Genomic DNA, 24,949 nt, shown 5'->3' with positions numbered 1-24,949 from the left:
TCAGGCGAACTCGCAGGTCACGCCGCCGCTGCTGTCGAGCGTCGCGTGCACGCGCTTGAGGGTTTCGCCGGTGGCCATGGCATCCAGCAGGCGGTCGGCTACCAGCGGCAGTACGTGCAGATCGAGCAGATGGTCGATCAGGCGCGCGCCGCTTTCGCTCTGGGTGCAGCGTTCGGCCAGGTGATCGACAAGGTTCTGGCAGTGGGTGAAGTCCAGCTGGCGACGGTTCAGGCGTTCGCCCAGACGGCCCAGCTTGATTTCGATCAGCTCGCGCAGCACCGGACCGCCCACCGGGTAGTACGGCACCACGCGCATGCGCGCCAGCAGCGCCGGCTTGAAGTGCTTGCTGAGTACCGGGCGGATGGTTTCTTCCAGGGTCTCGGCGCTCGGCCGTTCGCCGTTCTCGCACAGCGCGCTGATGCGGTCGCTGGCCAGGTTCGAGGTCATCAGGATCAGGGTGTTGCGAAAATCGATCTCGCGCCCTTCGCCGTCATTGGCCACGCCTTTATCGAAGATCTGATAGAACAGGTTGAGCACGTCCGGGTCGGCTTTCTCGACCTCGTCGAGCAGAATCACCGAATAGGGTTTCTGCCGCACCGCCTCGGTGAGCATGCCGCCCTCGCCATAGCCGACATAGCCTGGCGGTGCACCGATCAGGCGCGACACGGTGTGCTTCTCCTGGAACTCGGACATGTTGATGGTGGTGATAAAACGATCGCCGCCGTACAGCAGGTCGGCCAGCGCCAGGGCGGTTTCGGTCTTGCCGACGCCGCTCGGGCCCACCAGCAGGAACACGCCCACAGGCGCATCCGGCTTGTTCAGGCCGGCGGCGGTGGCGCGCATCGAGCGGTCCAGCGCATGCACCGCTTGCTCCTGGCCGCGGATCCGCGTGCGCAGATCGGTGGCGAAACTCGCCACCTTGGCGTTGTGCTCACGGGCCAGTTGCGCCAGCGGCACGCCGGTCCAGGCGCTGATCACTTCGGCCACCAGGCGCGGGCAGACTTCGAAGCTGACCAGGCGCTCCTGGCTCTGGGCATCGCTCAGGGCGCGATGGGTTTCGTTGAGCGCGGCTTCCAGCGCCTCGACGCTCTGCCCCTCCTCCACTTCAGCGGCGAGGGTTTCGATCACCGTGCCTTCGGCATCTTCTTCAACGCTGACGGTCGGCTCGACCGCCGCGGCCTCGCGGGCCTTGGCCAATTGCTGGCGCAATTCGAGCAGGCGCTCGGCCAGGGTGCGCTGTTCGCTCCACAGGGTTTCCAGGGCTTGCTGCTCGGCTTCGGCTTCGGCCAGGCGGGCCTCCAGCGCGTCCAGGGCTTCCTGGTCGATCGCCAGGCCGGCTTCGGCATCGCGGCGCAGCGCCTGGCGCTGACGACCGCCTTCGGCCAGCTCGCCACGCAGGCGCTCCAGGCTCTCCGGCGCCGCCGCCAGGCTGATGCGCACCCGGGCACAGGCGGTGTCGAGCACGTCGACAGCCTTGTCCGGCAGCTGGCGGCCGGCCAGGTAGCGGGCCGACAGCTCGGCCGCGGCCACCACGGCGTCGTCGCGCAGGTAGATACCGTGGCTCTTCTCGTAGACCTGGGCCAGGCCACGCAGGATGGTCACCGCTTCGTTGACGGTCGGTTCGTGCAACTGCACCGGCTGGAAGCGACGGGCCAGGGCCGGGTCTTTCTCGAAGTATTTCTTGTACTCGGCCCAGGTGGTGGCGGCGATGGTGCGCAGCTCGCCACGGGCCAGGGCTGGCTTGAGCAGGTTGGCCGCGTCGGAACCGCCGGCGTTGCCACCGGCGCCGATCAGGGTGTGGGCTTCGTCGATGAACAGAATGATCGGCTTGGGCGAGGCCTTGACCTCGTCGATCACGCCCTTGAGGCGGCGCTCGAACTCGCCCTTCACGCTGGCGCCCGCCTGCAGCAGGCCCATGTCCAGCGACAGCAGCTCGACGCCCTTGAGCACTTGCGGCACTTCACCGGCGGCGATGCGCGAGGCCAGGCCTTCGACTACCGCGGTTTTACCGACGCCGGCCTCGCCGACCACGATCGGGTTGTTCTTGCGGCGACGGGCAAGGATGTCGACCATCTGGCGAATCGCGCCATCACGGCACAGCACCGGGTCGAGCTTGCCCTCGCGCGCCTGCTGGGTCAGGTTGTGGGTGAAGCGCTGCAGCAGCGACTCGCCCGGCGCCGCCGGCTTGCCGCTGGCCGGCTCTTCCTTCTGCGACAGGGCGAAATCCTTCAGGCGCTCGATGTTCAGCTTGGCCAGCAATGGCTGGTAGCGGCTACCGGCGTAACGCATCGGGTTGCGCAGCAGCGCGAGGATCAGCGCCGCCTGCTCGACCTGGCTCTGGCCCAGTTCGAGGTTGGCCACCAGCAAGGCGTCCTGCAGCCATTGCACCAGCTCCGGAGCGAACACCGGGTTGCGCGAGGCGCTGTGCTCGACCCGCGATTGCAGCGCCGCGCTCAGCTCGCCGGCATCCACTTCGGCGTCCTGCAACGCGCGTGCGAGCAGGCCTTGTGGGCGCTCCAGCAAGCCCAACAACAGGTCTTCAACCAAGATCTTGCTGCCGCCACGGGCGACGCAGCGTTCGGCGGAGCTTTCCAGGTCACGGCGGGTTTCGGCGTCCAGCGCCTGGATCAGTTGCTGCAGGTCTACGTTGATCATGTCATCTGTCCTTAATGAATTTTGCTGCCCAGGGTCACCACGCCGTCCGCACGTTCGCGGCCGAGCCAACTGGTCCACCCCAGGCGACAGGCGTTCTGCTCACCGATGCGCAGTTCGCGGATTTCTTCCTGGCGCAGGACCAGGCGAATGTCGTAATCCAGCGGGTCACGCAGGGTGAACCGCACCAGCGCGCACAGCGGCTGGTAGCCGAAACCGATCGGCAGGAATTCGTGGAAGCGTTGCCAGTCGAGCTGGCGGATATGGATACGGAACTTGCCGCTGCGGTCGCGCACCCGCTCGCCCAGCACCAGGTCCTCGCCGAGCTGGCTGTTGGCACGGCCAAGGCGGTTGCGCTGCTCTTCGAGAATTTCCACGCGGCGCTCGATGCACTGCTCGATCACCAGGTCCGCATGCTTGAAGTAGTAGCGCAGCACGGCCTCGATCAATGCCGCCGAGTGGGCCCGCAGGCTGAGCAGGCCGAGGTAGGGCAGCAGGCGCTTCCAGTTCAGCTCCTTGGCCTTGCGGATGTCCTCGCCGCCGAGGCCGATCAGGGCGAACAGCTGGGCGGAAAACGGGTCGAGCGCGCCGCTCTTGAAGCTGGCGCGGTAGCGGTACTTGCGCCAGATCGGCAGCATCAGCCGTTGCAGGCGATGGTGGAACAGGTCGAGGAAGTTGCGGGTCGGGTTGCCGTCTTCGCTGTCGCCCAGGGCCTGCTCGCCGTAGAACGCCGGCAGCGGCGAGCCGGAGCCGAACAGCCCGATCAGGTTGAACCGCAGGCGCGCGCGCATCTGCCCGTGCTCTTCGAAAAACTCCACGCGATCGACGTCGCTGCCAGGGAAACCCAGGCTCGGGTTGGCCTGGAATTCCAGCTGGTCGTAGAGATCTTCTTCGCTCAGGCCCGGATGGGAATCGCGCAGCCGGTCCACCACCAGCAGCACGGCCTGAAACAGCGAGTACTCGCGAATGACCCGGGTCAGCCCGCTTAAAGCAGGGGCTGTAGACCCATACGTGGTGTCCATTGGTACACCTCTCCCTGTGTACTTTTTACCCGCAGCTCGTGGTACGAGTTGAGACTGGCGTAAAGAGCGAAAAACTCGTTGAGAACCGAGGCGAAGACGAACATGTCGCCCTCACCGATATAGCCTTCCGGATCGATGGTCAGCTCGGTGCGCAAACCGCGTAGCGGCAGGCCCCGGTGCAGCCGGTCGACATGTTCGTGGCGGATCGACTTGAGCCCGCCCAGCAGACGCTTGCTGACCTTTTCCAGGTGCTGGTCGTAGTAGCGCGGCAAGTCGTAGGTTTCGAGAATCACCTTGAGCGCATCGACATTGGCCAGCGACAGGTAGTTGAGCGACATGTTGCTGATCAGCTTCCACAGGAAGTCGCGATTCAGCGGGGGCGCGTAGCTTGATGTGGCCGGGGTGATGTTGCGGAAACTGAGGAACTCCGGGGTTTCCTCGCACGCCTGGTTGATCTCGCCGAGCTTGAGTCGACGCGGCAGATTCTGGTTGGTGCAGGTCAGCTCGATGGACAGGGTTTCGTGGGCTTCGGTGTGGCGGATGCCGAAGCTCAGGTAAGTGTCCAGGCCGTCGTGCAGCAGCGAGGAACGCTGGCGAATGCTGTAGTGCGGGCGGCTTTGCGGGACGTCGAAACTCGGATCGTGCTCGAAGGATTCGAACGGCACATATTCCTGGTAACCCAGGCCGCCGGGCTTCCAGCCGGTCACGGTTTCCACCGAGAACACGCCGCAGTTTTCCAGGTCGTATTCGGCCGGCAACAGCAGGTACTCGTCCTGCTTGCCGTCGAGGCGGATCGGCAGGGCGTCGTGCTTGAACAGGTTGGCGATCGGCGTGCAATACAGCTTCACATTGTCCAGGGTCGGCCGCAGGCGCTGGATGCCGCTCTTGCGAATGTCGAAGCGCACCTCAAGGCCGTGCAGCTGCTTGAGGGTGTCCTCCGGCAGCGACTTGAGCAGGTCCAGGCCGTTCAGGTCGACGAACAGGAACTTGTCCTGGAAGGCGAAGTATTCCTGCAGGTAGCGATAGCCGCGGAAGGTGTTCAGCGGATACGGGATCAACGCTTCTTCTTCGGCAAAGCCCACCGGCTGCACACGGCTGCCCGGCATCTTGAAGGACATGGCATCGCCGCTGACGCCCGGGAACGGCTTGCCGTCCATGCCCAGCGGCACCAGCTCGATGCCTTCGAGGTTGCGCAACAGGCTCAGGTAGAGCATCTGGCTGATATAGCGCTCGCCCGCCAGGTGCAGGCGCAGGCGGCTCAGGTTCAGCTCGCCGAGGTGGCCGTCGCAGCTCATTTCCAGGCGCAGGCTGAGCAGCGCGCCGTCGCCTTTGACCGAGTAATTCAGCGCCGTCAGGTCCAGCGGCAGGACTTCGGTCGGGTAGCAGGTGCGGAAGCGGCAACGCACGTCATCGATGGGCTTGCTCTCCACCGGCGTATCACGCTCCACGCGCAGGGCCGGCCCGGACTGCTTCAGCGGGTCGAACTGCAGAATGCTGAACGCCGGCAACGGCCGCATGTAGTTCGGCCACAGCAGGTGCATCAGCGAGTGGCTGAGCTCCGGCAGCTCGTCATCGAGCTTCTGCCGCAGGCGACCGGTGAGAAAGGCGAAACCTTCGAGCAGGCGCTCCACATCCGGATCCCGCCCGGCCTGGCCCAGAAACGGCGCCAGGGCCGGACTACGCTCGGCGAAACGGCGACCCAGCTGACGCAGCGCGGTGAGTTCGCTTTGGTAGTAGTGGTTAAAGGACACGGGTTACCTGCCTGGTATTGAATCTCATGAATAAACCGTCCTGTAGAGCGCGACTGTCAGCCCGGAAACCACGTAGCCCACGATGAGCACACACGGAATGAACACCAGCCAACCGAACATCATTGCCCATTCATGAGCGGCGGCTACTTCGCTTTCGCTTTATCGGAACTAAGGGTTTTTCGCTCTTGAAGAAAAATAGCACCGTCGCCCTCGAAGAAGAGCACATTATCAACAGTGAATGGCTCACTATTTTCATCTCCAAACTTCAGCCAGCCTTCATCCCATAGTGATCCATCATCATTTCGGATCTGGACAAAATAATATGGCCGTTCGGATTTTGTGATTTCTACAAACTGACCACCGTCGGCACCACCTCTCCAGTGAGCGTTAGGGTAATCACTCAATACGTACGGCTTATCTTTAGAAAAAACCATAATATATATACCCACCACCACAACCAACAAAGAAAGCGCACCAATAAACATTAGAAAACGCTTCACCCAAATCAATCTTTTATCTCCAAAGAATCGGTACCATATACATAATTCAAGTCAGGTTTAACCGCCTGAAAATCTTCCATATAGTCTTTAGGAATGACCGCAAAATATGATCTTTTCGGTGCGCCGAGGTTGAGACTATCGACTAAGTCGGCCACAAAGGTCATGCAATTATGATTTCTCAGATCATATGGCTCTCTGTCTAGGGTTTTGTTTTCCTTGAGTTTGTTGTTTAACCATTTTTCGGCTTCAGGATATGCCGCTCCGCGGAGCACCACACCTGATATATTGCCGGACTGGCCAAACTCAACAGCCATTTTCCTCAAGGTTTTTTTCAGCGATTGCTCCGTAATCGCACCAGCTTTAATAGATACGTTGGGAACCGCTCGGACCCTGACTACTCCAGGGGGACCCTCTTCGCCATGATAACGTCCATATTCTCCATACATCGTCTTCCCTGTTTTACCGTTGACAATTAGAACACCCGCATGTCCTAAATTCGGAAACTCGTGACTGAGACCAATCATTTCAACATGAATTTTGTAGTCTGGAAATACGACAGGAATTACAAAATCGTGATCGCTCACCAGATAGATTTGTACAGGTGTCTTATCCTTGGCGGGCGTGGTCGCGACAGTTGCAACTTTTACAGCTTGAGGCATTTTACTCTCCTCTCACCAGCCAATTTGGCTTAGCTGCAATTTCGATATTCTGAACGCTGGCTTTAGTCCCTAACAATGGAGAAAGACCTGCTTCGTCTGTTACGCCATGAATCTGCGAACCATCTTCGAGAGTAGCTATATAAGCCATGTTCTTAAGCGGCTCACCAGACACCGGATCCATGAGCTGAACGCGAATATTAAAACCGAATATATCTAAAGGAATCGGCGGCACAAATCCCGCTGGCGAATGCGAATTGCCAATAATCACCGTCCCCGACCCACCAATAACGATATTTCCATGAGTCCCGACCGAGTCAACCGTGGCCGCCGGCTTGCCATTGATCAGCACGGTAGTCGCCAGGCCGCCGGACATCGCGCCGCCACAGGCCGAGGCATCGCCTTGGCGGGCGGCCGCGAGGCCGTCGAAAAACACATCGCCGGAACCGGCGGCGATCGGGTTGGTCGCGTGGCCGGGGAGCGGGCAGGCGGTGGGGTCGCTGACGCGTGCTGCGGGTTTACCTGACATCCTCGTCTCCTTAACTGACCTTGACCTGGCCGCTGCCATCCAGGCGCGCGGAAAAACTGACCTGGCGCTTGAACCCGTCCACCTCAAGCAAGCCTTCGATATTGAAAGCCAGCTTGAGCTGGTCGTGATCACGCGGCAGGGAAACGACACGCACATTGCTCAGACGCGGTTCGTAGGCTTCGATGAAGCTTTCGATGGCCAGGCGAGCCTGGCTCAGGGCGTCGTGCAGGCTCAGGCGCATGTCGTTGAGATCGGGCAACCCGTAGTCGGACAGCGTCTGCACGCTGCCCGCACGGGTGCTGAGCATCTTGCCCAGATGGGCAGCCACCGACGCCATGGCGGAAACCTCGCGGCTCCAGCCGACACGTTTGTCGGCCTCGCCACTCAGGCGTTCGAAAAGGCTGCCGTATCCGGTCATGACCTAGCTCCTGGTTACTCTTTGTCCAGCTTGCCAACCAGCGACAGGGTGAAATCGGCACCCATGTACTTGAAGTGCGGGCGCACGTTCAGGCTGACGCGGTACCAGCCCGGCTCACCTTCCACATCGCTGACGATGATCTGCGCAGCGCGCAGCGGACGACGGCCACGCACTTCGGCGCTCGGGTTTTCCTGGTCGGCGACGTACTGGCGGATCCACTTGTTGAGCTCCAGCTCGAGGTCGGTACGTTCTTTCCACGAACCGAGTTGCTCGCGCTGCAGCACTTTCAGGTAGTGAGCCAGGCGGTTGACGATCATCATGTACGGCAGCTGGGTGCCGAGCTTGTAGTTCAGCTCCGCAGCCTTGCCTTCGGCGCTGATGCCGAAGAACTTCGGCTTCTGCACCGAGCTGGCGGAGAAGAACGCCGCGTTGTCGCTGCCTTTGCGCATGGTCAGGGAGATGAATCCTTCCTCGGCCAGTTCGTATTCACGACGGTCGCTAACCAATACTTCGGTCGGAATCTTGGTTTCGATTTCGCCCATGCTTTCGAAGTGGTGCAGCGGCAGGTCTTCTACCGCGCCACCGCTCTGCGGGCCGATGATGTTCGGGCACCAGCGGAACTTGGCGAAGCTGTCGGTCAGCTTGGTACCGAACGCATACGCGGTGTTGCCCCACAGGTAGTGCTCGTGGCTGTTGGCAACGGTTTCCTTGTAGACGAAGGACTTGACCGGGTTCTCTTCCGGATCGTACGGGTTGCGCAGCAGGAAGCGCGGTACGGTCAGGCCGATGTAGCGCGAGTCTTCCGACTGGCGGAAGCTCTGCCATTTGGCGAATTGCGGGCCTTCGAAGTGATCCTTCAGATCCTTCAGGTCCGGCAGGCCGGTGAAGCTTTCCAGGCCGAAGAATTTCGGACCGGCCGCGGCGATGAACGGCGCATGGGACATGCAGGCAACGCTAGACACGTATTGCATCAGCTTCACGTCTGGCGAGCTTGGCGACATGAAGTAGTTGGCGATGATCGCGCCCACCGGCTGGCCACCGAACTGGCCGTATTCAGCGGTGTAGATGTGTTTGTACAGGCCAGCCTGCATCACTTCCGGCGAATCTTCGAAGTCGTCCAGCAGGTCCTGCTTGGAGACGTTGAGGATTTCGATCTTGATGTTTTCGCGGAAGTTGGTGCGATCGACCAGCAACTGCAGGCCACGCCAGGCCGATTCCAGGGACTGGAAGTCTTCGTGGTGAAGGATTTCGTCCATCTGGCGACTGAGCTTGGCATCGATCTCGGCGATCATGCGGTCAACCATGGCCTTCTTGACTGGCTCACCATCGTTCTGAGGCTTGAGCAGCTCTTCGATGAAGGCCGACACGCCGCGCTTGGCGATGTCATAGGCTTCGTCGTCCGGAGTCAGGCGGGTTTCGGCGATGATGCTGTCGAGAATGCTGTACTCGCCGTTCTCGTTGCTTTTCTGTTGTGCTGCACTAGTGCTCATAGTGTTTGGCTTCCTTGACTGATAGAGACTCAGGCTTCGGTGGCTGCGGCGTTCAGACCCAGCTCACCGAGTACACGACCGCGCGATTCGTCGTCGGCGAGTACGCCTTCGATGGCTTTACGGAATGCAGGGGCGTTACCCAGCGGACCCTTGAGGGCCACCAGCGCGTCGCGCAGTTCCATCAGTTTTTTCAGCTCAGGCACTTGCTCGACCAGGCTGGCCGGGTTGAAGTCCTTCATCGAGTTGACGCGCAGCTTGACCGCCAGCTCTTCGGTGTCGCCCTCTTCCTGAAGACGGTTAGGCACGCTCAGCGTCAGGCTCAGCTCCTGCTTGGCCAGCACTTCGTCGAAGGTCATTTTGTCGATGCTGATCGGCTTGCGGTCTTCCACTTTGCGCTCGTCCACGCGCTGGGTGTAATCACCGATTGCCAGTAGCTTCAACGGCAGTTCAATCTCTTCCTGAGCACCGCCGGTGGCGGGTTTGAAGGTGACGTTGATGCGTTCCTTGGGGGCTACCGAGCCTTCTTTGGCCATGGCTTTTCTCCTTGCGGTTGTTGGCCCTGGGGCCTATTCGAGTACCACTTCGAGGTCGAGGTGGCACAGCCTGCGATAAATCTCTTCCTTGCGTTCTCGCACTGCGTGGTTCTGCGGCAACAACTCACAGCAGCTATGCAGGAGGTGCAGCACTTCCAACGCAAGATCCGGCTCCCAGGCATGCAGGCCCGAGTTCAGTAATTCTTGATCGAGGGTTTCGAGCTGGGTCTTGGCCAGTTCGTATTTCTTGGCCATGAAGCACAGCCGCGCCAGGCTGAATTGCCAGAAAAACCGTACCCGCCCGCCATGGGCGTTTTGCAGGCCTTGCTTGAGGATCTGCACGGCGGCCTTGAGGCCGTCCTTGCGCAGGATCGGCAATACCTCTTCGAGGGCTTCTTCCCAGGCTGGCTGGGTGGCGGTCACTTCGACCTTGCGCGGCGCGCTGGCGCTTTGCAGATGAGGCATGACGTGAGCGCTGATCCAGCTGCGGGTGGCCGGATCGGCAAACGGCGCGCCGTCGTGGAAGCGCAGCTCGACCACGCCCGGCAAACGCTGCAGCAGGAGCGCGAAGTGAAACTCCACCTCACGCATTGCCTGGTCGGCGTTCAGCCCCTGCAGGCATTCCCAGACCATGCGTTGACCGTCGAACCAGAACGGCGCCCTGGCCAGGCTGGCTTCGAGTTCCACCAACAGGTCGGCGTATTGCCCATTGGCAAAACGCTCCTGATAGGTCTTCAGCTTGTCGGCCGGCAGCCCGCGCAACGCGGTGATCTGCTCGGCATTGCGCTCCGGGACGGCATCGATGGGCAACCACAGCATGGTGCGGTTCAGGCGCAGGGCGCGAACGTCAGTGGCCTTCTGCTTGAGCCACCAGGCGCTCAGCGGCCGGGCGTTTTCCTGCAAGGCGCGCAGGGCTTTCTGCGCTTCCTTCTCGTTGTCGATCGGCGCGCCGGGCGTGAACAGCTGGGTCGCGGCCTGTTTGACCTGCGCCACCACCGCACCGACGGCGCCGGGTTCCGGCTGGTTGTCGGCGGCACGCAGGACCATGGTCGACAGCCGCCGGCAGATCGGCAGCAGCAAGGGGGCATCGTCACCCAGATGCTCGGTAAGCGCGGCATCGAGCCCTTCCAGATGCTCCACCAGGCGGCGGAACAGCGGCAATTGCTCCTTGATCGCGACGTTTTCGCCCAGCACTTGCTCGAGACGCGGCACCAGCCAGCCAATGGCGGCAGCCCGGGTACGCAATTTGGCGGGATGGATCTGCGCCCAGTGCTGTTCGCACAAGTGCTGCAGAAGGCCGATGCCGGCCAGCAGGCCGGGGAAGGATTCACGCTGGTACAAGGCCCAGGTGAGCCAGGCGGCCACCCGCAGATCCTTGGACTGGGTCCGCAGCAGCGCTTCACTGTTTTCGAGGATTTTCAGCCAGTCGATCTGACCGCTTTCGTGCATGGATTGGGCTTTGCCCAGCTCGCTTTCCAACGCCTCGTATTCGCTGGAGAAGCGAACGTCCTCACCTGCGAAACTCTCTTTGGAAATAGAGGCCTTGGCGAGTTCGAGGTAATGGGCAGAAAGTTTACTTGAGTAGGACATCCATGGCCTTTTTTGAGATTACGGTCTATACGCCCGCGAGACTTCTTCGCGTGCTGGACAGTATCGAAGAGCAACTGCTGGTACTCATCCAATTGAGTCGTGCTCTTTCAAGAGCGCGCATCGTAATCAGTATGATGGCCACTAGCAAGCATCCCCTCCGACAACAAGACGAACTGTCATAGGCTATTCGTAAGAGATTGCCCTATATATGACAGGGGATTCCCCTAGGCACCCAGCTCAATTCCCATTCAAACCAGCGCCGCCAAGAGCCGCGAGCCAGAGCCTCGGGTGATATGAACCAGAGAACGCCTCAATGTTTAAGGAATAATCCTGCGTAGAGTCGGAAAGTCCCGAATATGGGAACAATCATAATTCTGAACTTTTATAAAAAAGTGCAGTCACGCACCGACCCGGAACTTCGGGAAGTGCCACTATTATGATGTCATTCGAAGATTAGTTTGCCACTCACTGTATCTGTATGATTATTGAACGATACAGATATCACCAGGCAACTTTCGGATAAGCATTCCTATTTTTTATATGTTTAACGACCGCCCATAAAAAATGGGCATCCGACTATCGGCTTGCCCATTTTCAACACAGTTCTCCCCACTATTGAGGGAGTTCTCAACCGTTATGGATTGACGCTGTCTTTCAGCGATTTGCCTGGCTTGAAGGCTACGGTGTTGCTGGCCTTGATCTTCACCGGCTCGCCGGTTTGCGGGTTCTTGCCGGTACGGGCGCCACGGTGGCGTTGCAGGAAGGTGCCAAATCCTACCAGGGTGACGCTGTCTTTACGGTGCAGGGCGCCGGTGATTTCTTCGAGAACGGCATTGAGAACACGGTTGGCTTGTTCTTTAGTCAGATCCGCTTTTTCAGCAATTGCGGCGGCGAGTTCTGGTTTACGCATAGTGAAGCCTCTTTGACGGTTTTTTGTTGTTATGTCCGTGCTGTTCTTCCGGAACAGCGCCCAAGGCGCCGCAGGCTCTACTCTGCGGCAGACGGGAGTGAGGATGGCACGCAGTTAGGAGTGGCGCCAGTCTCTGCGCGACCTTTGTAGTGGCAAACAGATGATTATTCCGACAGAACGACCGGTATTTAAGCCAACAAGCCGGGAAGCTCCTTGTTCAGGGCCAGTTTGTCCATGACCGCGGCTCCGGTCAGGGCATAACCCAGCAGTTTTCCGCTGCCATCGCGGCACAGAGCCTTGATATCGGCGCCCTGCCCTTCGACTGTCCAGACGCCTTCCATACCGCGTGGCGGTGGCGAAACCACCAGCGGGCAAACCGGGGTTTTCACCGTGATCGGCATTGCTCCGTAGCTGACGGTGGTCGGGTTGCCAGCCAGGGTCTGGGCCAACGCTCGCGCACAGCTCATGAGGGGCATGACATACAACAGATTCAGCCCATCGACCTCGGCGCAGTCGCCCAGGGCATAGATATTGGCGTGGGAAGTCTTGAGATGACGGTCTACCACCACCCCGCGGTTGACCATCAGCCCCGCGGCGGCGGCCAGGTCGATGCGCGGACGCAGGCCGATCGCCGATACCACCAAGTCGCAGGCAATCACCTGGCCATCGGACAGATGCGCCTCGAGGCCATCCGCCGTGCGCTGCAGGCGATTGAGCACTGGCCCCAGGTGGAAGCGCGCGCCCAGGCTTTCCAGCCCGGCCTGTACCGCTGCGGCGGCCGCAGGGTGCAGCAGCGTCGGCATGACCTGCTCGCAAGGCGCCACCAGGTCCACTTCATAGCCACCAAGGATCAGGTCGTTGGCGAACTCGCAGCCGATCAGGCCCGCGCCCAGCAGCAATACGCGGCGCTTGCCGGCCGCGGCAGCACGAAAACGTGCGTAGTCTTCCAGGTCGTTGATCGGGAAAATCAGGTCGCCAGCATCGCCCTCGACCGGCACACGCACGGTTTCCGCGCCCCAAGCCAGGATCAGGTCGCGATAGTTCACCGCTTCTTCACCAATCCATAGGCGCTTGTGGCCAGGGTCGATCCCGCTGATGCGGGTATGGGTGCGCACCTCGGCCTTCAGTTGCTCGGCCATGGCACCCGGTTCGGCCATGCTCAGGCCGTCGGCTTCCTTGTTCTTGCCAAAACCGGTGGAAAGCATCGGTTTGGAATAGGAACGCCCGTCATCCGCGGTGATCAGCAGCAACGGCGTTTCACTATCGAGCTTGCGAAATTCCCGGGCCAGGTTGTAACCGGCAAGCCCGGTTCCCACGATTACTACAGGTGCACTCATTCATTACTCCTTTAATTTCTGGGGACCACATAATCCGGGGAAAGATCACCAACCGTGATCAGCCGATCTCGATCATTTCGAAATCCATTTTGCCGACTCCGCAATCCGGGCAGAGCCAGTCTTCAGGCACGTCTTCCCAGCGGGTACCGGGCACGATGCCGTCGTCCGGCCAGCCGTCGGCTTCGTTGTAGATCAGGCCGCAGACCACACATTGCCACTTTTTCATTTACGCGTTTCCTCAGGTTTCAGGCTATTGCCGGCAGGATGGTCGATGACTCGACTCTGGATGACGCCAGAAAGGCGCGTCCGGCCCAGCGCGCTTTGTACTGATGAGCATCGGCGGATGCAAGCATGTTCGCCGTGGGCGGCCGCGCCATTGCGGCAAAATCGACTGGTGCCATGCTAAGCTCGCTGCCTCATTTGCTGCCAATAATGACCCACTGTGCCGCACTCAATTCCTGCATTTTCCACCCCGCAATGGCTTTCGCAAAGCCGGCTGGCGCCACTTCCCGACGCACAAACCCTCGACTGGCTGTTCGATGAAGGCTCCCTGACCCGGCGCCTGACCCGTCTCTCCAATGACGGCTTCAGCGTGACGCCGCTGGTCGAAGGCTGGCAAACCCTGCGCGCCGACGAATGCGCCGCGCTGGATCTGCCACCGGCCAGCCAGGGCTGGGTGCGCGAGGTGTATCTGCGCGGGCATGGCCAGGCCTGGGTATTCGCCCGCAGCGTGGCGGCCCGCAGCGCCCTGCAGGATGGCGGCTTGAACCTGGACGAACTGGGCAGCCGCTCCCTGGGCGAATTGCTGTTCTGCGACCAGGCTTTCCAACGTCGCCCCATCGAGGTTTGCCATTACCCACGCCCGTGGTTGCCCGACGAGGTGCAGGCCGATGACCTCTGGGCCCGCCGCTCGCGCTTCGACCGCGCAACCCTGAGCGTGCTGGTCGCCGAAATCTTCCTGCCGTCCCTGTGGAGCGCCGTCAGCGCCCAGCCGGAGAACCGCTGATGTATCAGAGCCTGCTCAAATCCTTCAACCGCCTGCATCCGCGCGCCTGGGACTTTATCCAGCTGACCCGCATGGACAAGCCAATCGGCATCTACCTGCTGCTTTGGCCGACTCTCTGGGCCCTGTGGATTGCCGGCGAAGGTTCGCCATCGCTGGCCAACATCGTAATTTTCGTCCTCGGCGTGACCCTCACCCGGGCCGGCGGTTGTGTGATCAACGACTGGGCCGACCGCAAGGTCGACGGTCATGTGAAGCGCACCGAACAGCGGCCGCTGGCCAGTGGCAAGATCAGGTCCAGGGAAGCCCTGGTGTTCTTCGCGGTGCTGATGTTCATCAGCTTCCTGCTGGTGCTGTGCACCAACGCGGCGACCATCTGGCTGTCGCTGGGCGGCCTGGCGCTGGCGGCCACTTATCCATTCATGAAGCGCTACACCTATTACCCGCAAGTGGTGCTGGGCGCGGCCTTCTCCTGGGGCATCCCCATGGCCTTTACCGCCGAAACCGGCGAGCTGCCGGCCAGCGCCTGGCTGCTGTTTATCGCCAACCTGCTGTGGACCGTGGGTTATGACACCTATTACGCGATGACCGACCGCGACGACGACCTGAAGATCGGGGTGAAATCCACCGCAATCCTGTTCGGCGAAGCCGACCGCGTGATCATTCTGACCCTGCAAGGCCTGGCGCTGGTCTGCTTACTGCTGGCAGGCGCGCGCTTCGAACTGGGTGGCTGGTTCCATCTGGGCCTGCTGGCGGCGGCCGGGTGTTTTGCCTGGGAATTCTGGGACACCCGCGATCGCGACCGGATGAAGTGCTTCAAGGCCTTCCTGCACAACCACTGGGCCGGGCTGGCGATTTTCCTGGGAATAGTCGTGGATTACGCGGTGCGCTGAAGATCGTTATCGCAGGCAAGCCTCGCTCCTACGTAGGAGCGAGGCTTGTCCGCGATGAAAGCACCAAGGTCAGTCAGGCTTGGCCACTTTCCAGGCGCCATCCATTTTGCCGTCGCCGGTCATGTCGCCGGCTTTCTTGTCCATCACGAAGGTGTACAGCGGCTTGCCGTCATAGGCCCACTGCATGGTGCCGTCGTCACGCTTGATGACGGTCCACTCGCCCATGGGCTTGTCGGTCGCCTCAGCCGCCAGCGGTGGCCAGTTGGCGGCGCACTTGTCGTTGCACATGGACTTGCCGCCGGCATCCTTGGCAAAGGTGTAGAGGGTCATGCCCTTGTTATCGACGAGCATGCCGTCTTTGGTCATCGCCGGTTCCGCGGCGAACGCCAGCCCCGGCAGGGCCAGCGCAGCGCTCACTAACAGGGCTTTCCAGGATTGCGAGAGTTGAGTCATGGAAACCTTCCTTTATGGTTTCAGGATTCGGACCCAAAGCTTAGTCCACGAATGCAGCCCTCGCCGCAGCACCTAAAATACTGTCACACGACTGCAATAATTCCGTTATCTAATGCGGCGCAAGACAGTTAAATGACAAGAGGATTAAGCATGGTTGGCAGGAGCATTCTGATCGTTGACGACGAAGCGCCCATTCGCGAAATGATCGCCGTTGCGTTGGAAATGGCCGGCTACGACTGCCTGGAGGCCGAGAACTCCCAGCAGGCCCATGCCATCATCGTCGACCGCAAGCCCGACCTGATCCTGCTGGACTGGATGCTGCCCGGCACTTCCGGCATCGAGCTGGCGCGGCGCCTGAAACGCGACGAACTGACCGGTGACATCCCGATCATCATGCTGACCGCCAAGGGCGAAGAGGACAACAAGATCCAGGGCCTGGAAGTCGGCGCCGACGACTACATCACCAAGCCGTTTTCCCCTCGCGAACTGGTCGCACGCCTCAAAGCCGTGCTGCGCCGCGCCGGCCCGACCGACGGCGAGGCACCGATCGAAGTCGGCGGCCTGCTGCTGGACCCGATCAGCCACCGCGTGACCATCGACGGCAAACCGGCCGAGATGGGCCCGACCGAATACCGCCTGCTGCAATTCTTCATGACCCACCAGGAGCGCGCCTACACCCGTGGCCAGTTGCTGGACCAGGTCTGGGGCGGCAACGTCTATGTTGAAGAGCGCACTGTCGACGTGCATATCCGTCGCCTGCGCAAAGCCTTGGGCGATGCCTATGAGAATCTGGTACAAACCGTGCGCGGCACCGGCTACCGTTTTTCCACCAAGGCCTGAAGCCGCCCCCTCCGCCAGACGCTTACAAGGACGCGTGTTAAGTGAACCAGAACTGGCATGGCACCCTGATTCGCCACATGCTGTTATTGATCACCGGCTGCCTGCTGGTCGGCCTGATCAGCGGTTTCTACGGCTGGAGCCTGGCCGTCGGCCTGGGAATCTACCTGGCCTGGACCCTCAAGCAACTGCTGCGCCTGCATGAATGGCTGCGCCTGCACCAACCCGATGAAGCACCGCCCGATGGCTACGGCCTGTGGGGCGAGGTGTTCGACAGCATCTATCACCTGCAACGCCGCGACCAACGGGTGCGCGGGCGCCTGCAAGCGGTGATCGACCGGGTCCAGGAGTCCACTGCGGCGCTGAAAGACGCAGTGATCATGCTCGACAGCGACGGCAACCTGGAATGGTGGAACCGCGCGGCGGAAACCCTGCTGGGCCTGAAGACCCCGCAGGACAGCGGCCAGCCGGTGACCAACCTGGTGCGCCATCCGCGCTTCAAGGAATATTTCGAGCAGGACAATTACAACGAGCCGCTGGAAATCCCCTCGCCGACCAACGACCGGGTACGCATCCAGCTGTACATCACCCGCTACGGCAACAATGAACACCTGATGCTGGTGCGCGACGTGACCCGCATCCACCAGCTGGAACAGATGCGCAAGGACTTCATCGCCAACGTTTCCCACGAACTGCGCACGCCGCTGACGGTGATCTGCGGCTACCTGGAGACCCTGCTCGACAACGTCGACGAAGTGAACCCGCGCTGGAACCGTGCCCTGCAGCAGATGCAGCAGCAAGGCGAGCGCATGCAGACCCTGCTCAACGACCTGCTGCTGTTGGCCAAGCTGGAAGCCACCGACTACCCGTCGGACAACCAGCCGGTGCCGATCGATGTGCTGCTGCAATCGATCAAGAGCGATGCCCAGGCCCTGTCCGGCGAGCGCAACCAGCGCATCACCCTGGAAGCCGACGCGCAGGTCCAGCTCAAGGGCAGCGAGGCGGAGCTGCGCAGCGCCTTTTCCAACCTGGTGTTCAACGCGGTGAAATACACCCCGGCCGAGGGCAACATCCGCATCCGCTGGTGGGGCGACGAGCAAGGCGCGCACCTGAGCGTGCAGGATTCGGGAATCGGCATCGACAGCAAGCACCTGCCGCGCCTGACCGAACGTTTCTACCGCGTCGACTCCAGCCGCAACTCCAACACCGGCGGCACCGGCCTGGGCCTGGCCATCGTCAAGCATGTGCTGCTGCGCCACCGGGCGCGCCTGGAGATCAGCAGCGTACCGGGCCACGGCAGCACCTTTACCTGCCATTTCGCCCCGGCCCAGGTGAAAAGATTCCGTGCCGACGCCCTGACCGACCAGCAGTGACCGCCACGCACCACTAGGCAATCGCCCTGCCAGCCGCTACATTGGCTGGCTTGCGCCTGCCATTGCGTCGCGCATTTCTCTCTTTTTCGAATACACGGAACCCGCAAAACTCCATCATGGACCCTTCCCCTGGTTTTACCCTCGCGTCTCTTTTCGCCGACTTCGGCATGATTCTTTTTGCACTGCTCCTGGTTCTGCTCAACGGCTTTTTCGTAGCCGCCGAGTTCGCCATGGTCAAACTGCGCTCGACCCGGGTCGAGGCCATCGCCCACAAGAACGGCTGGCGCGGGCAGATCCTGCGTACCGTACACAGCCAGCTGGACGCCTACCTTTCCGCCTGCCAGCTGGGTATCACCCTGGCCTCCCTCGGCCTGGGATGGGTCGGTGAACCGGCCTTCGCGCACCTGCTGGCGCCGCTGCTCAGCGCCGTGGGCGTGGATTCGCCGGAAGTGGTCAAGGGCGTGTCGTTCTTTACCGCCTTCTTCATCATTTCCTACCTGCACATCGTGGTCGGCGAGCTGGCGCCCAAGTCCTGGGCCATCCGTAAACCCGAGCTGCTGTCGCTGTGGACGGCAGTGCCGCTGTACCTGTTCTACTGGTTGATGTACCCGGCGATCTACCTGCTCAACGCCAGTGCCAACACCATCCTGCGCATCGCCGGCCAGGGCGAGCCCGGCCCGCATCACGAGCATCACTACAGCCGTGAAGAACTGAAGCTGATCCTGCACTCCAGCCGCGGCCAGGACCCCAGCGACCAGGGCATGCGCGTCCTGGCTTCGGCCGTGGAAATGGGCGAACTGGAAGTGGTGGACTGGGCCAACTCCCGGGAAGACCTGATCAGCGTGGAATTCAACGCGCCGCTGAAGCAGATCCTCGCGCTGTTCCGCCGCCACAAGTTCAGCCGCTACCCGGTCTACGACAGCGAGCACAACGAGTTCGTCGGCCTGCTGCATATCAAGGACCTGCTGCTGGAGCTGGCCGCGCTGGACCACATCCCCGAGTCGTTCAACCTGGCCGAGCTGACCCGCCCACTGGAACGCGTTTCCCGGCACATGCCGCTGTCGCAGTTGCTGGAGCAGTTCCGCAAAGGCGGCTCGCACTTCGCCCTGGTGGAAGAAGCCGACGGCAAGATCATCGGCTACCTGACCATGGAAGACGTGCTGGAAGTGCTGGTCGGCGATATCCAGGACGAACACCGCAAGGCCGAACGCGGCATCCTCGCCTACCAGCCCGGCAAACTGCTGGTGCGCGGCGATACCCCGCTGTTCAAGGTGGAACGCCTGCTGGGCATTGACCTGGACCATATCGAGGCCGAAACCCTTGCCGGCCTGGTCTACGAAACCCTGAAACGGGTGCCGGAAGAAGAAGAGGTCATGGAAGTCGAAGGCCTGCGCATCATCATCAAGAAGATGAAAGGCCCGAAAATCGTCCTGGCCAAGGTATTGATGCTCGATTGAGCACGGCCTGAGCCCCCATCGCGAGTAATCGACGCTCGATTGCTCGCGATCCCCTCCCGATACCACCTGCTCCGCCGATCACCCTGTAGCCGCTGCCGAAGGCTGCGATCGACCTGGGCGACACTCCGACGAAGCGGGCGCAGGATCTAGAGATCGCTGAAGGCCTACGGCCTTATCGCAGCCTTCGGCAGCGGCTACATGGCTATTTTTTGCCCAGCGCGAAGTTCGGCAGGCTGCCGATGGGCTGGTTGAATTGATAGGGAATCGACACCAGCCCCAGGCCGGTATTGCGCTGCACCACGAAGTGCAGGTGCGGGCCGCTGCTGTTGCCGGTGTTACCCGACAGCGCCAGCGGGCTGCCTACCACCACCCGCTGGCCTTCTCGCACGCGCACCGAGCCCCGCTTGAGATGCAGGTACACGCCCATGGTGCCGTCGTCGTGCAGCACCCGCACGAAATTGCCGGAGGGGTCGGTGCCGCGCCCGCTTTGGCGGTTCTCGGTCTTCACCACCACTCCACCGCGCGCCGCGATGATCGGCGTGCCCTCGGGCATGGCAATGTCCATGGCGTAACGGCTCTTGGGGCCGAAATGGCTGTATCGACCGTTGGCCCCCTGGGTCAGGCGAAACGGACCGCCCCGCCAGGGCAGCGGATAACGATAAACCTGCGCAGTGCCTGACGGGTCACCCAGGGAATAACGGAACTGCGGGGTATAGACCAGCGGTCTGTCCGGCTGCTTGGCCATGAGCAACGCCAGGCGCTGTTGGCTGCGGGCCGGCAGCACACGGCGGATCGGCTGTTGCGGCGCGCCCCTGACATTCTTCAGCCCGGTGAACCCCAGCTCGATCTCCACGGGCGCATGCAGCTCGTTGCGCACGAACACGCTGTCCACTCCTTTCCTCTTCTGGATATCCAGGCGTACCTGGCGCTCCAGGTGTTCGACCATGCCGTCGCGAAACACGAACACCTGGGCGCCCGGCGACGGACGGTCGCTGTAGGACACCACGCCGTTGGCGTCGGTGGACTTGTAGATGGTCATCGCCATGGCCGAGGTGGCAATCAGCAACAGACCGCAGGACAACAGCAGATGCGTGAACATGGGCAAGGTTCTGAGAAAAAGCCTGAAGTCAGGCTAGCAGCCCGACGTGGACTTTGTATGAATCAACCCGGCACCAGAGGTTCCGTTCCCGACGGACTGAAGCTGATATCGACGCCCATTTGCGCGGCGTCGGACAGATTGACCAGCGCATCCAGGGAGAATTTGTTGATCTTGCCGCTGAGCACATCGTTGAGGCGCGGCTGGGTGATGTTGAGCCGCTTGGCCGCCTCCTTCTGCGAAACGCCCCAGGCCTTGATGGTCTTGCCCAACTCCAGCATGAGCTTGGAGCGCAGGCGCATATTGGCGGCTTCCTGGGGCGAACCTTCGAGCGCGTCCCAGACACTGGCGAAACGCTCGGTATGCATGTGATCGGTCATGGCGTGCACTAATCTCCTGAAGTCTGGCCCGGGCCAGTTCGATGTCCCGCGTTTCGGTTTTCCGGGTGGTCTTGCGCGCGGCGTGCAACACATAAATGGCCGCAGGCCGGTTGGCCACGTAAAACACCCGAAACGCCCCTGAATCCTCACTGATCCTGATCTCGAACACCCCTGGGCCCACGGTTTTCATCGACCGGCAGTCATAGGGCTGCTCACCCTGCTGCAACAAGTCCAGCTGAAAACCCGCCGCTCTTCGCGCATCCAGCGGAAAAGCCCGGAGGTCCCGGAGCGCGCTCCCGACAAACACCACGTCCTTGTGCCTAGGCATCGAACCTCTCCTCGTGACTGACCCAGAGAGGTTAAACAGCCGACCGCCACAGCGCGCGGCCGGGTTGTTTCAAAGCGTGGCCAGGCACAAGAAAAGCCAAAAGCACAGATCACAAGCTATATCTGTACGGATATAAATCAACCTGAAAAACCGAGAATCGGACGCACGGCATCAAACCACCGCCCCCTCCCCCAACGCCTTGCACTGCGCCGCCTGCAACACATCACACCCATCATCCAGCAACAGATACAACGCCTGAGTGACACGCCCAAGATCACCCTCGTCAGCGTGCAAAAGCGTGGTACAGGAAAGTGTTTGCAGCAGGTTTCGCGCCGCATTCAAACGCAAACTGGCACTGGCCTGCAGATCGACCAGCGACGCATCCGGGTTGATCAGCAGAACGGGCGAGTCGCCGGTATTGGACTTGAGGGGAATTGGCTTGGACATCGATAACGCTCCTATTTTGGGAGCTGTCAGCCATCGTCGCCAAACGATAGGGTGGCAGCTGTACGCAGGTTGGCGAACCGGGTAAATAGGAAAACCGGCAGACCCGAAGGTCTCCCACGCACAGCCGCCATAACACGGCGAACACGAAATGCCCGACATGATACATGGCGCTGTTACGCCTATTAACACGAGTCGCCAAACCCGGTCGCGGAATTGGCCGCGACAAACCAGAGCCTAGGTTTGAGCCCAGAAGGAAGCAATCGAGGGATTGTGTGGGGATGTGAAAGGTCGGGGGCCAGCCGTCCGGAAAATGCAGGGGCAGGACGGACGTCATCGCGGGCAAGCCTCGCTCCTACGGAAGCGTGGCTGCCCGTGATGTGGCATCAGGCGCCGGGGACGAAGTGCTTCTGGGCGGTGCCGCGGGCGATCAGGCGGGAGATGTAGTCGAGTTTCTGTGCGTCCTGGTCGACGAAACGGAAGGTCAGCTGCAGCCACTCGCTGTCCGGCTTGGGCTCATAAGCCACCACGGCATGCAGGTAGCCGTTCAGGCGGGCCACTTCGGCATTGTCGCCCTGCTCCAGGTCCAGCACGGCACTGTCGAGCACCTGGGGCAGCGTGTCAGTGCGTTTCACCACCAGCAGCGCCTCCTTGATGCTCAGCGCCTTGATCACGCATTGCTGATTACCGCTGGGCAGGCGCAGTTGGCCCTGGCCACGACCACCGGCCGCGGCAGCAGCGGCGGGAGCCGGCGCCTTCACCGGCGGGCTGTTGAGCAAACCACGGGCCGGTGCAGCCGTTGGAGCCGAGACGACGGCGGGCTTGGCGAACGGATTGACCACCGCGGCCGCCGGCGCGCTGCCAAGCACTTCCGCCTTGCCGCCGGTCAGGGCGCTCAGGGAGTCATTGCCAAAGGCCGAGTTCATCTTGGTCGGCGCGCTGTTCATCAGGGTGTCGAGCTTGCCGACCTTGTTCAGCGCCTGCTTGACCTTGGTCAGCAGCTGCTCGTTGGTGAACGGCTTGCTGACGTAGCCGGAGACGCCCGCCTGGATCGCCTGCACCACGTTCTCCTTGTCGCCACGACTGGTGACCATGATGAACGGCATGGCCTTCATGGTTTCCTGGCCGCGACACCAGGTCAGCAGCTCCAGGCCGGACATTTCCGGCATTTCCCAGTCGCACAGGACCAGGTCGAAGGCTTCACGGGCCAGCAGGGCCTGGGCTTTACGGCCGTTGATGGCGTCCTCGATCTTGATGCCAGGGAAGTAGTTGCGCAGACATTTCTTCACCAGGTCACGAATGAACGAAGCGTCATCCACCACCAACACACTTACCTTACTCATCGACCACCCCTTTAAAAATCCCGGCTAGCATAACGCTTTACTGATGGCACTTTGCCAAAACTCTTCAGTCACGCCAGGACTTTTCGTTCGCGGGCGCTGCTTTTCAAGTTCGATCCCCATAAACGAAAACGCCCGGCCAAAAGGCCGGGCGCTTCTCTCGGGCAACCTTACTTATCGTCAGCTTCACCCGGAACATTAGCGGTTTCGGCACTTGTGCCTTCAACTTCTTCCTTCATCCGCTTGAGCCCCAAATGACGCACATCGGTGCCGCGGACCAGGTAGATCACCAGCTCCGAGATGTTGCGCGCATGGTCGCCGATCCGCTCCAGCGAGCGCAGGACCCAGATGATGCTCAGAACGCGCGAGATCGAGCGCGGATCTTCCATCATGTAGGTGGCCAACTCGCGCAGCGCGGTCTTGTACTCGCGGTCGATGATCTTGTCGTACTGCGCCACCGACAGCGCCAGGTCGGCGTCGAAGCGGGCAAAAGCGTCCAGCGCATCGCGGACCATGTTGCGCACCTGGTCGCCGATATGCCGCACTTCCACGTAGCCGCGTGGGGCTTCGCCTTCTTCGCACAGCTGGATGGCGCGACGGGCGATCTTGGTCGATTCGTCGCCGATGCGCTCCAGGTCGATCACCGACTTGGAGATGCTGATGATCAGGCGCAAGTCGGAAGCGGCCGGCTGGCGACGGGCAAGAATGCGCAGGCATTCTTCGTCGATGTTGCGTTCCATCTGGTTGATCTGTTCGTCGATCTCGCGCACCTGCTGGGCAAGCCCCGAGTCGGCTTCGATCAGCGCGGTGACGGCGTCGTTGACTTGTTTCTCGACCAGCCCGCCCATCGCCAGGAGGTGGCTGCGCACCTCCTCGAGTTCGGCGTTGAACTGCTGGGAGATGTGATGCGTGAGGCCTTCTTTACTAATCATGGTTGGCGTCCTTGGAGCGTCCGGTAAGGTGCGGTGGACCGCAGCGTCAGTTCAGTGAGCAATACAGCTTCCTAGCCGTAACGACCGGTGATGTAGTCTTCGGTCTGCTTCTTCGCCGGATTGGTGAACAGGGTGTCGGTGTCGCCGAATTCCACCAGTTTGCCCATGTACATGAACGCCGTGTAGTCGGAGACACGCGCGGCCTGTTGCATGTTGTGGGTCACGATCACGATGGTGAACTTCGATTTCAGTTCGTAGATCAGTTCTTCGACCTTCAAGGTGGAGATCGGGTCGAGCGCCGAGCACGGTTCGTCGAGCAGCAGCACTTCCGGTTCCACGGCGATGGTGCGGGCGATCACCAGACGCTGCTGCTGACCACCGGACAGGCCGAGTGCCGATTCATGCAGGCGATCCTTGACCTCCTCCCACAGCGCCGCGCCCTTGAGGGCCCACTCGACGGCTTCGTCGAGGACGCGCTTCTTGTTGATGCCCTGGATGCGCAGGCCGTAGACCACGTTCTCGTAGATGGTTTTCGGGAACGGGTTGGGCTTCTGGAACACCATGCCCACACGGCGACGCAGCTCGGCGACGTCTTCGCCCTTGCGGTAGATGTTGTTGCCGTAGAGGTTGATCTCGCCTTCCACGCGGCAACCGTCCACCAGGTCGTTCATGCGGTTGAACGTGCGCAGCAGGGTCGACTTGCCACAGCCGGACGGGCCGATGAAGGCGGTCACGCGCTGCTTCGGAATGTTCATGCTGACGTCGAACAGCGCCTGCTTTTCACCGTAGTACAGGCTCAGGCCCGGGACTTCGATGGCCACGGTCTCCTGGTCCAGGCTCAGGCTCTGCTTGTCCCGGCCCAAGGCCGACATGTTGATGCCGTGGGTATGTGCTTCTTGCTGCATGGGTCACTCCCTACGCTAACAAATTCGTTTCAGTGAGCCGCTGGCCTCACAAGATGGGCCAGCGGTGTTGCCGTTTTGCAGGAGCGAGGCTTGCCCGCGAAGGCGTCGGCACATTGGATA

25 protein-coding genes and 1 pseudogene are annotated in these 24,949 nt (G+C 61.2%); 5 read left to right on the top strand and 21 right to left on the bottom strand.

All coding sequences use genetic code 11. From position 1 onward, the window contains the following. The 13 genes from tssH to BLV20_RS04885 all read right to left on the bottom strand — a co-directional run bounded on the left by tssH (position 1) and on the right by BLV20_RS04885 (position 13,614). Positions 1 to 2,655, bottom strand: a complete 2,655-nt coding sequence (gene tssH, locus BLV20_RS04945) for a type VI secretion system ATPase TssH (protein ID WP_092297795.1) — start codon at positions 2,653 to 2,655, stop codon at positions 1 to 3. Positions 2,656 to 2,666: 11 nt separating this feature from the next. Further along, the gene (tssG, locus tag BLV20_RS04940; RefSeq protein ID WP_007930277.1) at positions 2,667 to 3,674 is read right to left on the bottom strand and encodes a type VI secretion system baseplate subunit TssG; all 1,008 of its coding nucleotides are present in this window, start codon (positions 3,672 to 3,674) and stop codon (positions 2,667 to 2,669) included. Further along, positions 3,638 to 5,425 carry a type VI secretion system baseplate subunit TssF gene (gene tssF, locus BLV20_RS04935; protein WP_092297792.1) on the bottom strand — a complete coding sequence of 596 codons (1,788 nt, stop codon included), beginning with the start codon at positions 5,423 to 5,425 and terminating at the stop codon, positions 3,638 to 3,640. Before tssF ends, tssG begins: the two co-directional genes overlap by 37 nt. A 143-nt stretch (positions 5,426 to 5,568) precedes the next feature. After that, complete coding sequence (locus tag BLV20_RS04930) at positions 5,569 to 5,925, bottom strand: hypothetical protein (RefSeq protein ID WP_256577659.1); 357 nt, start codon at positions 5,923 to 5,925, stop codon at positions 5,569 to 5,571. Positions 5,926 to 5,930: 5 nt separating this feature from the next. Then, the gene (locus BLV20_RS30860) at positions 5,931 to 6,584 is read right to left on the bottom strand and encodes a hypothetical protein (RefSeq protein ID WP_139192683.1); all 654 of its coding nucleotides are present in this window, start codon (positions 6,582 to 6,584) and stop codon (positions 5,931 to 5,933) included. 1 nt (position 6,585) lies between these two features. Beyond that, the gene (locus BLV20_RS04925; RefSeq protein ID WP_092297787.1) at positions 6,586 to 7,110 is read right to left on the bottom strand and encodes a PAAR domain-containing protein; all 525 of its coding nucleotides are present in this window, start codon (positions 7,108 to 7,110) and stop codon (positions 6,586 to 6,588) included. Between the two features lie 10 nt (positions 7,111 to 7,120). Continuing rightward, on the bottom strand, positions 7,121 to 7,528 hold the full coding sequence (tssE, locus tag BLV20_RS04920) for a type VI secretion system baseplate subunit TssE (protein ID WP_007930282.1): 408 nt from the start codon (positions 7,526 to 7,528) through the stop codon (positions 7,121 to 7,123). Between the two features lie 14 nt (positions 7,529 to 7,542). Then, on the bottom strand, positions 7,543 to 9,018 hold the full coding sequence (gene tssC / locus BLV20_RS04915) for a type VI secretion system contractile sheath large subunit (protein ID WP_007930285.1): 1,476 nt from the start codon (positions 9,016 to 9,018) through the stop codon (positions 7,543 to 7,545). 29 nt (positions 9,019 to 9,047) lie between these two features. Beyond that, positions 9,048 to 9,551 (bottom strand): type VI secretion system contractile sheath small subunit, encoded by a 504-nt coding sequence (gene tssB, locus BLV20_RS04910; RefSeq protein WP_007930286.1) that lies wholly within the window; start codon positions 9,549 to 9,551, stop codon positions 9,048 to 9,050. A 33-nt stretch (positions 9,552 to 9,584) separates the two neighbouring features. Further along, positions 9,585 to 11,141, bottom strand: a complete 1,557-nt coding sequence (gene tssA / locus BLV20_RS04905; RefSeq protein WP_092297784.1) for a type VI secretion system protein TssA — start codon at positions 11,139 to 11,141, stop codon at positions 9,585 to 9,587. Positions 11,142 to 11,775: 634 nt separating this feature from the next. Beyond that, complete coding sequence (locus BLV20_RS04895; protein WP_003213368.1) at positions 11,776 to 12,051, bottom strand: HU family DNA-binding protein; 276 nt, start codon at positions 12,049 to 12,051, stop codon at positions 11,776 to 11,778. 188 nt (positions 12,052 to 12,239) lie between these two features. After that, entirely contained in the window at positions 12,240 to 13,388 is a 1,149-nt protein-coding gene (locus BLV20_RS04890; protein ID WP_092297779.1) for an NAD(P)/FAD-dependent oxidoreductase, read from the bottom strand. 58 nt (positions 13,389 to 13,446) lie between these two features. Further along, positions 13,447 to 13,614 carry a rubredoxin gene (locus BLV20_RS04885; RefSeq protein WP_009051595.1) on the bottom strand — a complete coding sequence of 56 codons (168 nt, stop codon included), beginning with the start codon at positions 13,612 to 13,614 and terminating at the stop codon, positions 13,447 to 13,449. Between the two features lie 216 nt (positions 13,615 to 13,830). On the opposite strand from BLV20_RS04885, the gene BLV20_RS04880 reads away from it, so the two are divergent. Further along, a complete protein-coding gene (locus BLV20_RS04880) occupies positions 13,831 to 14,394 on the top strand; it encodes a chorismate--pyruvate lyase family protein (protein WP_092297776.1) in 564 nt (187 codons plus the stop codon). Further along, positions 14,394 to 15,284, top strand: coding sequence for a 4-hydroxybenzoate octaprenyltransferase (ubiA, locus tag BLV20_RS04875; RefSeq protein WP_092297773.1), 891 nt, complete (start codon positions 14,394 to 14,396; stop codon positions 15,282 to 15,284). The genes BLV20_RS04880 and ubiA overlap by 1 nt, the downstream gene beginning before the upstream one ends. Before the next feature lie 69 nt (positions 15,285 to 15,353). On the opposite strand, the gene BLV20_RS04870 is transcribed toward ubiA, so the two are convergent. Beyond that, positions 15,354 to 15,737 (bottom strand): COG4315 family predicted lipoprotein, encoded by a 384-nt coding sequence (locus BLV20_RS04870; protein WP_092297770.1) that lies wholly within the window; start codon positions 15,735 to 15,737, stop codon positions 15,354 to 15,356. A 150-nt stretch (positions 15,738 to 15,887) separates the two neighbouring features. On the opposite strand from BLV20_RS04870, the gene phoB reads away from it, so the two are divergent. From phoB to BLV20_RS04855, 3 genes are all read left to right on the top strand, one after another. Beyond that, positions 15,888 to 16,577, top strand: a complete 690-nt coding sequence (phoB, locus tag BLV20_RS04865; protein ID WP_007896474.1) for a phosphate regulon transcriptional regulator PhoB — start codon at positions 15,888 to 15,890, stop codon at positions 16,575 to 16,577. 77 nt (positions 16,578 to 16,654) lie between these two features. Next, entirely contained in the window at positions 16,655 to 17,947 is a 1,293-nt protein-coding gene (gene phoR / locus BLV20_RS04860; protein ID WP_256577672.1) for a phosphate regulon sensor histidine kinase PhoR, read from the top strand. Positions 17,948 to 18,063: 116 nt separating this feature from the next. Next, positions 18,064 to 19,404, top strand: coding sequence for a hemolysin family protein (locus tag BLV20_RS04855; protein ID WP_092297764.1), 1,341 nt, complete (start codon positions 18,064 to 18,066; stop codon positions 19,402 to 19,404). Positions 19,405 to 19,606: 202 nt separating this feature from the next. On the opposite strand, the gene BLV20_RS04850 is transcribed toward BLV20_RS04855, so the two are convergent. The 7 genes and pseudogenes from BLV20_RS04850 to pstB all read right to left on the bottom strand — a co-directional run bounded on the left by BLV20_RS04850 (position 19,607) and on the right by pstB (position 24,829). Beyond that, the gene (locus tag BLV20_RS04850) at positions 19,607 to 20,503 is read right to left on the bottom strand and encodes a peptidoglycan DD-metalloendopeptidase family protein (protein WP_092297761.1); all 897 of its coding nucleotides are present in this window, start codon (positions 20,501 to 20,503) and stop codon (positions 19,607 to 19,609) included. A 62-nt stretch (positions 20,504 to 20,565) separates the two neighbouring features. After that, positions 20,566 to 20,880 (bottom strand): helix-turn-helix domain-containing protein, encoded by a 315-nt coding sequence (locus BLV20_RS04845; protein WP_175540140.1) that lies wholly within the window; start codon positions 20,878 to 20,880, stop codon positions 20,566 to 20,568. Positions 20,881 to 20,887: 7 nt separating this feature from the next. Continuing rightward, a pseudogene (locus BLV20_RS04840) lies at positions 20,888 to 21,208 on the bottom strand (type II toxin-antitoxin system RelE/ParE family toxin); the annotation flags it as partial. A gap of 171 nt (positions 21,209 to 21,379) precedes the next feature. Next, entirely contained in the window at positions 21,380 to 21,655 is a 276-nt protein-coding gene (locus tag BLV20_RS04835; protein WP_092297755.1) for a hypothetical protein, read from the bottom strand. Between the two features lie 383 nt (positions 21,656 to 22,038). After that, positions 22,039 to 22,995: a response regulator gene (locus tag BLV20_RS04830; RefSeq protein WP_092297752.1), complete on the bottom strand. Its 957-nt coding sequence runs from the start codon at positions 22,993 to 22,995 to the stop codon at positions 22,039 to 22,041. A 167-nt stretch (positions 22,996 to 23,162) separates the two neighbouring features. Then, positions 23,163 to 23,924 carry a phosphate signaling complex protein PhoU gene (phoU, locus tag BLV20_RS04825; protein WP_092297750.1) on the bottom strand — a complete coding sequence of 254 codons (762 nt, stop codon included), beginning with the start codon at positions 23,922 to 23,924 and terminating at the stop codon, positions 23,163 to 23,165. Between the two features lie 71 nt (positions 23,925 to 23,995). Beyond that, positions 23,996 to 24,829, bottom strand: coding sequence for a phosphate ABC transporter ATP-binding protein PstB (gene pstB, locus BLV20_RS04820; RefSeq protein WP_092297747.1), 834 nt, complete (start codon positions 24,827 to 24,829; stop codon positions 23,996 to 23,998). Positions 24,830 to 24,949 lie beyond the last annotated feature (120 nt).

This window comes from Pseudomonas sp. NFIX28, from assembly GCF_900107395.1.
Taxonomy (GTDB): domain Bacteria; phylum Pseudomonadota; class Gammaproteobacteria; order Pseudomonadales; family Pseudomonadaceae; genus Aquipseudomonas.
This window is presented reverse-complemented; position numbering and strand designations above follow the sequence as displayed.

Excerpts from the sequence above, each read along its gene's own strand:
- tssH (WP_092297795.1), bottom strand. The coding sequence starts at position 2,655 with ATGATCAACGTAGACCTGCAGCAACTGATCCAGGCGCTGGACGCCGAA.
- tssG (WP_007930277.1), bottom strand. The coding sequence starts at position 3,674 with ATGGACACCACGTATGGGTCTACAGCCCCTGCTTTAAGCGGGCTGACC.
- BLV20_RS30860 (WP_139192683.1), bottom strand. The coding sequence starts at position 6,584 with ATGCCTCAAGCTGTAAAAGTTGCAACTGTCGCGACCACGCCCGCCAAG.
- BLV20_RS04925 (WP_092297787.1), bottom strand. The coding sequence starts at position 7,110 with ATGTCAGGTAAACCCGCAGCACGCGTCAGCGACCCCACCGCCTGCCCG.
- tssE (WP_007930282.1), bottom strand. The coding sequence starts at position 7,528 with ATGACCGGATACGGCAGCCTTTTCGAACGCCTGAGTGGCGAGGCCGAC.
- tssC (WP_007930285.1), bottom strand. The coding sequence starts at position 9,018 with ATGAGCACTAGTGCAGCACAACAGAAAAGCAACGAGAACGGCGAGTAC.
- tssB (WP_007930286.1), bottom strand. The coding sequence starts at position 9,551 with ATGGCCAAAGAAGGCTCGGTAGCCCCCAAGGAACGCATCAACGTCACC.
- tssA (WP_092297784.1), bottom strand. The coding sequence starts at position 11,141 with ATGTCCTACTCAAGTAAACTTTCTGCCCATTACCTCGAACTCGCCAAG.
- BLV20_RS04895 (WP_003213368.1), bottom strand. The coding sequence starts at position 12,051 with ATGCGTAAACCAGAACTCGCCGCCGCAATTGCTGAAAAAGCGGATCTG.
- BLV20_RS04890 (WP_092297779.1), bottom strand. The coding sequence starts at position 13,388 with ATGAGTGCACCTGTAGTAATCGTGGGAACCGGGCTTGCCGGTTACAAC.
- BLV20_RS04885 (WP_009051595.1), bottom strand. The coding sequence starts at position 13,614 with ATGAAAAAGTGGCAATGTGTGGTCTGCGGCCTGATCTACAACGAAGCC.
- ubiA (WP_092297773.1), top strand. The coding sequence starts at position 14,394 with ATGTATCAGAGCCTGCTCAAATCCTTCAACCGCCTGCATCCGCGCGCC.
- BLV20_RS04870 (WP_092297770.1), bottom strand. The coding sequence starts at position 15,737 with ATGACTCAACTCTCGCAATCCTGGAAAGCCCTGTTAGTGAGCGCTGCG.
- phoB (WP_007896474.1), top strand. The coding sequence starts at position 15,888 with ATGGTTGGCAGGAGCATTCTGATCGTTGACGACGAAGCGCCCATTCGC.
- phoR (WP_256577672.1), top strand. The coding sequence starts at position 16,655 with ATGCTGTTATTGATCACCGGCTGCCTGCTGGTCGGCCTGATCAGCGGT.
- BLV20_RS04855 (WP_092297764.1), top strand. The coding sequence starts at position 18,064 with ATGGACCCTTCCCCTGGTTTTACCCTCGCGTCTCTTTTCGCCGACTTC.
- BLV20_RS04850 (WP_092297761.1), bottom strand. The coding sequence starts at position 20,503 with ATGTTCACGCATCTGCTGTTGTCCTGCGGTCTGTTGCTGATTGCCACC.
- BLV20_RS04845 (WP_175540140.1), bottom strand. The coding sequence starts at position 20,880 with ATGACCGATCACATGCATACCGAGCGTTTCGCCAGTGTCTGGGACGCG.
- BLV20_RS04835 (WP_092297755.1), bottom strand. The coding sequence starts at position 21,655 with ATGTCCAAGCCAATTCCCCTCAAGTCCAATACCGGCGACTCGCCCGTT.
- BLV20_RS04830 (WP_092297752.1), bottom strand. The coding sequence starts at position 22,995 with ATGAGTAAGGTAAGTGTGTTGGTGGTGGATGACGCTTCGTTCATTCGT.
- phoU (WP_092297750.1), bottom strand. The coding sequence starts at position 23,924 with ATGATTAGTAAAGAAGGCCTCACGCATCACATCTCCCAGCAGTTCAAC.
- pstB (WP_092297747.1), bottom strand. The coding sequence starts at position 24,829 with ATGCAGCAAGAAGCACATACCCACGGCATCAACATGTCGGCCTTGGGC.